The following is a 5,916-nucleotide window of genomic DNA, read 5'->3' as shown; positions in this document are numbered from 1 at the left end:
TCTCGAACAGGACCGTGAAACAAAGTCGCGCCGATGATAGTGCATACTACGTGTGCGAAAGTAGGTCACCGCCAGGCTACCCATTTAAACACTAGCCCGACTTCGCATCCGCGAAGCCGGGCTTCGTGCTTTGTGTAAGGCAGGGATGGTGCCGTATCGTGAGGCGATGTAGGGCGCGTATTTTTCGATGGAGGGGATGATCTTGCTGGCCAAAGAAACCACACCAAGTTCGATCGTTAATTATCTCGACCAGTACGTGATTGGGCAGGACGAGGCAAAGAAGGTGCTGGCGGTCGCTGTCTATTCGCACTACCGGAAGATTTCTACCTTTACGGAGAACAGCGGTGCCATCGCCAAGAGCAACGTTCTGCTGATCGGCTCGTCCGGGACAGGGAAAACTCTTCTTTGCGAGACGCTGTCAAGAATGCTGGCGGTTCCCTTCGTTACTGCGGATGCGACCTCGCTGGCGCAGACCAAGTATGTTAACGAAGAGATCGAGGCGGTTTTGCAACGGCTTGTCGACAAGGCTGACGGAGTGATCGAAAAGGCGCAACTCGGCATCGTTTTCATCGACGAAATTGACAAACTGAAGGCCAGCAAAGTCGAAGCGCGGGTAATTTCCGGCGAGAGCGTTCAGCACGCCTTGCTGAAGATCATGGAAGGTGCGCCAGTCAAACTAAAGAGCAATCAGTACCTTGATACGACCAACATTTTGTTCATCTGTGGCGGTGCATTTGTCGGACTGGAGAACATCATGTCCAAGACCCACGGCTTCGGTTTTATCTCGACTTCAGGAGACGACAATCAGAACATCCTGGACAGGCTCAACAAGCGCGTGAAACCAACCGATCTTTTTGAATACGGTTTGATCCCTGAATTCACCGGTCGCCTGCCGATCATCGCCAACTTTCAGAACCTTAGCAAGGACATGCTGGTCCGAATCATGAGCGTGCCGAAGAATTCGATCTACAGGCAATTCATCGAAATATTCAAAGCCGAAGGGGTTGAACTGAGTATCAGCCCAAGAGTGTTTGAGCAGATTTCTGAAATCGCCATCGAATACAAAACCGGTGCGCGCAGTCTGCGTGGAATATTCGAGGAATTGATGACGCCGGTTCTCTACGTTGTCCCGGACAACCCGGATATTCATCGGGTCGAAATCAGCTCGCTGTTTGACGAACCCCGTTTGCTCAGGCGGAGCCAAGCGTAACAGCCTACTGTGCCGTACGCGGGTTTCCGGAATTTCAGCGATAGACCAGCACCGGAATCTTCGAGTGGGTGAGCACTTTGTTGGTTTCGCTACCAAGCAGTAACCCGCTGAATCCCCGTCGACCATGTGAGGCCATGAAAATCAGGTCGCAGTCGCTTTGGGTCGCAGCTTCGATGATTGCTTCATAGGGTATATCGCTGCTCGAGGTCAGCTTGTTACAATGCACGCCCGCTTCATGGCAAAGAGTTTCCACAAAGCCAAGATTCTGCTGCGCCTGCTGTTCGGCGAGATCGGAAAACTGTTCCGGTGTTGTTGAATCAATCAGGGCACCCTCACCGTAATAGGTCACCGGATATTCCGGCTTGGCGTAAAAGGCAGTAATGCGCGCTCCAGCCTCTCTGGCAAAGGATACCGCGCGGCGGACCGTATCCTGTGACAGTTGAGAACCATCGGTGGGAACAAGTATGTGCTTGAACATGATGACTCCTTCTCGCTGTTATGCTTAGTGCCTTCACTATAGACGGTAATGCGCCCTGCGGACAGTCAGATATGAGTCGTCTCGCCGGATGCAAGAATACCCTGTTTTCTTTCGTTTTGATCTTCGTCAATACGTCGCTTATGCAGTTGCCGGACTATTTGCCATCGTGATTCGAAGAGGTGTGTCATGGAAAGTGTTCGTGATGTGATGGCCGCTGACCATCGGCAGTGCGATGACTATTTTGTCGCTGTCGAGCGCTCAGTCGCCGCCGTTGCGTGGGCTGACGCCAAGGCAGCGTTCGTCCAGTTTCGCGATGCCATGCTGCGGCATCTTGCAGCCGAAGAGTCCATCCTGTTTCCGGCTTTCGAGGCATATACCGGTATGAGCATGGGGCCAACACAGGTAATGCGCGGCGAACATGGCCAGATGCGTGATCTGCTCTCGGCGTCTGAAGCCGCTTTGAACGCACGGGATGCTGACGACTATTCGGGGAATGCCGAAACGATGTTGATCATGATGCAACAGCACAACATGAAGGAGGAGAATATCCTCTATCCGATGTGCGACCAGCATCTGGCGTATCAACTTGAAAAACTGTTGCCGCAACTCGAAGGCGCTATCGAAGCACGAGAGGAGATGCAATGACGCAAGCCAGAGCCGACAGGGTGATCGATGGGCGTGACATGGAACCACCAGAGCCTTTCGTGCAGACCATGGAGGCTCTGGACACGATCAAGCCGGGGCAAAAGGTTCTGTTGCTGCTTGGGCGTGAGCCAATCCCGCTTTATCGGGCATTGGAACTTAACGGATATTCCTGGCAGACCGAGCGAACCGCGGAGGGGACGGTTGAAGTATTGATGTGGCACAAGCAGTCATAACAGCTTTGGCACAAATTTCTTGTCCCAGTGTTGCGGCAGGGCATGACTGAAGATGCAGGCTCTTCTTTCATTTGATCAGTCGCCGCCCCTTGACGCGCCGTTCCGCTTCTTCCTTACGGCCCCTCTCTTTGCCATCCTCGCCGGTTTTTTCCTGTTGTGGAGTGGGCCAGAACTTTTTGCCTCGCGCTGGACGCCTGCTGCGCTTGCGCTGACTCATCTGATTGCTGCCGGATTCATGTTGCAGGCCATGCTCGGCGCTCTGGTTCAGATTATGCCTGTTGTCGCCGGTGCCAACATGGGCAGACCGATGCGGGTGGCTCGTATCGTTCATGCCGCAATAACACTGGGTGCGCTGCTTCTTGTTGCCGCTTTCCTGAGTTTTTTACCGCTATTGTTCAAGCTCTCGGTAGTCTTTCTGGGTGCAGGCTTGGCCATTTTTGTCGGATGCGCAGCACAGGCACTGAGTGGCTTGGCGTCGACGAGCCCAACAATCCAAGGGCTCAAATATGCGCTTGTCGGCTTGAGTGTAACGGTTGTCCTTGGCGTGTTGCTGGCCGGATCGCTGGGCTGGTCGCTTGATTTTCCACTGATGCAACTGTCCAATATTCATCTGAGTTGGGGATTCGTGGCCTGGGGTACGGTTTTGCTTGCCGCAGTCGGCCATGTGGTTGTTCCCATGTTTCAACTCACGCCTGCCTATCCAGACTGGTTCAGCCGTAGGTTTTCATTTTCGACGCTTGCCGTAGCCGCGCTGTGGACACTTGCCGAATTATGCACATGGGAAGTCCCGTCGGATTTGCTAGGCACTGCGCTGGTAGCTCATGCCGCACTTTTTGCCGGAGTCACACTGCACATCCAGCGGCGCAGTAAACGCGCCCGCTTCGATGCGACGCAATATTACTGGCGGGGCGCCATGATCAGCGCCTTGGCCGCCAGCGCTGTGTGGCTGCTGGCCAGGACGGTTACCAACGTTGGCGAATGGCCAGCTTGGCCACTGTTGTGCGGCATACTCGTGCTGTTCGGGGGATTCATGTCGGTCATTATCGGCATGCTTTACAAAATTGTTCCCTTTTTGCTCTGGCTCCACCTGCAGAACCAGGGGCGGGGACGCATGCCGGCACCCAACATGAAGAAAATAATCTCCGAACGGGATATGGATCACCAGATGCTGGCCCACCTTGGCTCCTGCACCTTGCTGCTGCTGGCTGTATTTTGGCCGGCGGTGTTTGTTTATCCAGCAGGAATAGCACTCATGGTCGCCAATGGCTGGCTGATGCGTAATCTGTTGTCCGCGCTGTCTGTCCATCGCAACCACCTGCTGAAAATAGAGCAGATGATCGGCAATCCGGCTCAGTGATGATTTACCAGGCGCTGAAAATCCTGCACGTCAGTTGCGTTGCGCTTAGCGGATCAGGGTTTTTCCTGCGCGGACTGTTGATATTTTTCGCTTCGCCACTGCTCAATCGACCCTGGGTTCGCGTCATTCCGCATGTTGTCGACACAGCACTGCTGGGTAGTGCCGTCGCGCTGGCCGTGATTAGCAGCCAGTATCCCTTTGCACAGGACTGGCTGACAGCAAAACTGATCGCACTGCTGATCTATATTCTGTGCGGCCTGATGGCGTTCCGGCGGGGCAGGGCGCGCGGTTTACGCGCAGGTTTTTTTGTCGCCGCCCTGTTGGCTTTTATCTACATTGTTTCAGTGGCAATTGCGCGCAGCCCGCTCGGGCCGTTCTCCTAGATAGACTTGGTTTACACTGACCCCATCACCAGTCCCTCCCCGGATGCTTTGACCACATGACTTCTTTTTCTGACCAGCTTGTGTTTGACTCTCAAATCATCAATCGCTTCGACGTCAACGGCCCACGCTATACCTCGTATCCAACAGCCGACCGTTTTGTTGAAACCTTCACCGCCGACTCCTGCCGGCCCTGGCTGGAGAAGCGCACGACTGTCACTAACCGCCAGCAACTTTCGCTGTATTTCCACATCCCGTTCTGCAATACCATCTGCTACTACTGCGCCTGCAACAAGATCATCACCAAGGATCACGGGCGCTCGGCCAAATATCTGAAGTACCTGGCCAAGGAACTGGCTCTGCAAAGCAGCTATCTGACCGACGGTGACAACGAAGTCGCACAACTGCACTGGGGCGGCGGCACCCCAACCTTTCTTTCGCACGACGAGATGCGCCAGTTGATGGCGGCAACGCGCAGGCACTTCCGCCTGGTTGAGGATGGTGAATATTCGATTGAAGTCGATCCGCGTAAGGTCAACCGCGCCACCGTCGAGTTGCTGGGTGAACTGGGTTTCAACCGCATGAGTGTTGGCGTCCAGGACTTCGACGAAAGTGTTCAGCAGGCAGTCAACCGCATCCAGAGCGAGGCCGAAACCTTTGCCGTGATTGATGCCGCGCGCGCCAGTGGCTTCGGGTCGATCAGCATTGACCTGATCTACGGACTGCCGAAACAGACAGTCAGCGGATTCGAGCGCACCCTGGATCGCGTCATCGCGGCCAACCCGGACCGTCTGTCGATCTACAATTATGCGCACCTACCCAGCCTGTTCAAGCCGCAGCGGCGGATTCTCGAATCTGACATGCCGACCGCCGATTCGCGCCTGCAGATTCTCTCGATGGCTATTGGCAAGCTCACCGAAGCCGGCTACGTCTTTATCGGCATGGATCACTTTGCCAAGCCCGACGACGAACTGGCCATTGCCCAGCGGGAAGGGCGTCTGCACCGCAATTTCCAGGGTTATTCGACGCACTCGGATTGCGACATGATGTCCTTCGGCATTTCGTCGATCAGCAAGGTCGGGCCGAGCTACTACCAGAACGTCAAAACGCTTGATGAATACTACGATCGCCTCGACGGGGGCGTGCTGCCTATCTATCGCGGATTGGCGCTCGATGCGGACGACATATTGCGGCGGTCAATCATTCAGTCCCTGATGTGCCACTTCGAGCTTTCGATGGCCGCGGTTGAGGCCGCGCACCAGATTGAATTCAGGACTTACTTTGCGCCTGAACTTGAGGCGCTGCGCGAAATGGTGGAGGGTGGTCTGCTGCGTATTGAAGAAGGGCGGATTGCCGTACTGCCGCCGGGCCGCATGTTGGTGCGGGCGATCTCGATGGTGTTCGACAAGTTTCTGCGCGCCGACCGGGAGAGCAAGCGCTATTCGAAGGTGATTTGAGGCAGCGAGCGATGGTGGCAGGGCAATTGCATCAAAATGCGAATGCCATTGTCGTCGACCCACAGAAATAATCGTTTACGCTCAATGAGTTACAGAGGGGCTGTTCACAGCGTTTGGAATTGTGTAGTTTTCTGTCTTTTTGGGGTGACTCATGGA

7 protein-coding genes are annotated in these 5,916 nt (G+C 54.9%); 6 read left to right on the top strand and 1 reads right to left on the bottom strand.

Annotated elements, in window-relative coordinates:
* The first annotated feature begins 202 nt into the window (after positions 1-202).
* Complete coding sequence (gene clpX, locus Q1J43_RS00335) at positions 203-1,210, top strand: ATP-dependent Clp protease ATP-binding subunit ClpX (protein WP_301100290.1); 1,008 nt, start codon at positions 203-205, stop codon at positions 1,208-1,210.
* 34 nt (positions 1,211-1,244) lie between these two features.
* On the opposite strand, the gene Q1J43_RS00330 is transcribed toward clpX, so the two are convergent.
* Entirely contained in the window at positions 1,245-1,688 is a 444-nt protein-coding gene (locus Q1J43_RS00330) for a universal stress protein (RefSeq protein ID WP_301100289.1), read from the bottom strand.
* A gap of 186 nt (positions 1,689-1,874) precedes the next feature.
* On the opposite strand from Q1J43_RS00330, the gene Q1J43_RS00325 reads away from it, so the two are divergent.
* From Q1J43_RS00325 to hemN, 5 genes are read left to right on the top strand one after another with little or no spacing between them, the layout of a single operon-like run.
* On the top strand, positions 1,875-2,333 hold the full coding sequence (locus Q1J43_RS00325; RefSeq protein ID WP_301100288.1) for a hemerythrin domain-containing protein: 459 nt from the start codon (positions 1,875-1,877) through the stop codon (positions 2,331-2,333).
* A complete protein-coding gene (locus Q1J43_RS00320) occupies positions 2,330-2,566 on the top strand; it encodes a DUF2249 domain-containing protein (RefSeq protein WP_301100287.1) in 237 nt (78 codons plus the stop codon). Before Q1J43_RS00325 ends, Q1J43_RS00320 begins: the two co-directional genes overlap by 4 nt.
* 52 nt (positions 2,567-2,618) lie before the next feature.
* Positions 2,619-3,923 (top strand): hypothetical protein, encoded by a 1,305-nt coding sequence (locus tag Q1J43_RS00315; RefSeq protein WP_301100286.1) that lies wholly within the window; start codon positions 2,619-2,621, stop codon positions 3,921-3,923.
* On the top strand, positions 3,923-4,306 hold the full coding sequence (locus Q1J43_RS00310; protein ID WP_366141809.1) for a SirB2 family protein: 384 nt from the start codon (positions 3,923-3,925) through the stop codon (positions 4,304-4,306). The genes Q1J43_RS00315 and Q1J43_RS00310 overlap by 1 nt, the downstream gene beginning before the upstream one ends.
* A gap of 56 nt (positions 4,307-4,362) precedes the next feature.
* A complete protein-coding gene (gene hemN, locus Q1J43_RS00305; RefSeq protein ID WP_301100285.1) occupies positions 4,363-5,760 on the top strand; it encodes an oxygen-independent coproporphyrinogen III oxidase in 1,398 nt (465 codons plus the stop codon).
* Positions 5,761-5,916: the final 156 nt, after the last annotated feature.

Source organism: Propionivibrio sp. (assembly GCF_029255185.1).
Lineage (GTDB): Bacteria > Pseudomonadota > Gammaproteobacteria > Burkholderiales > Rhodocyclaceae > Propionivibrio.
Note: the sequence above shows the minus strand (reverse complement) of the source record. Positions and strands in the feature narration are given on the sequence as shown.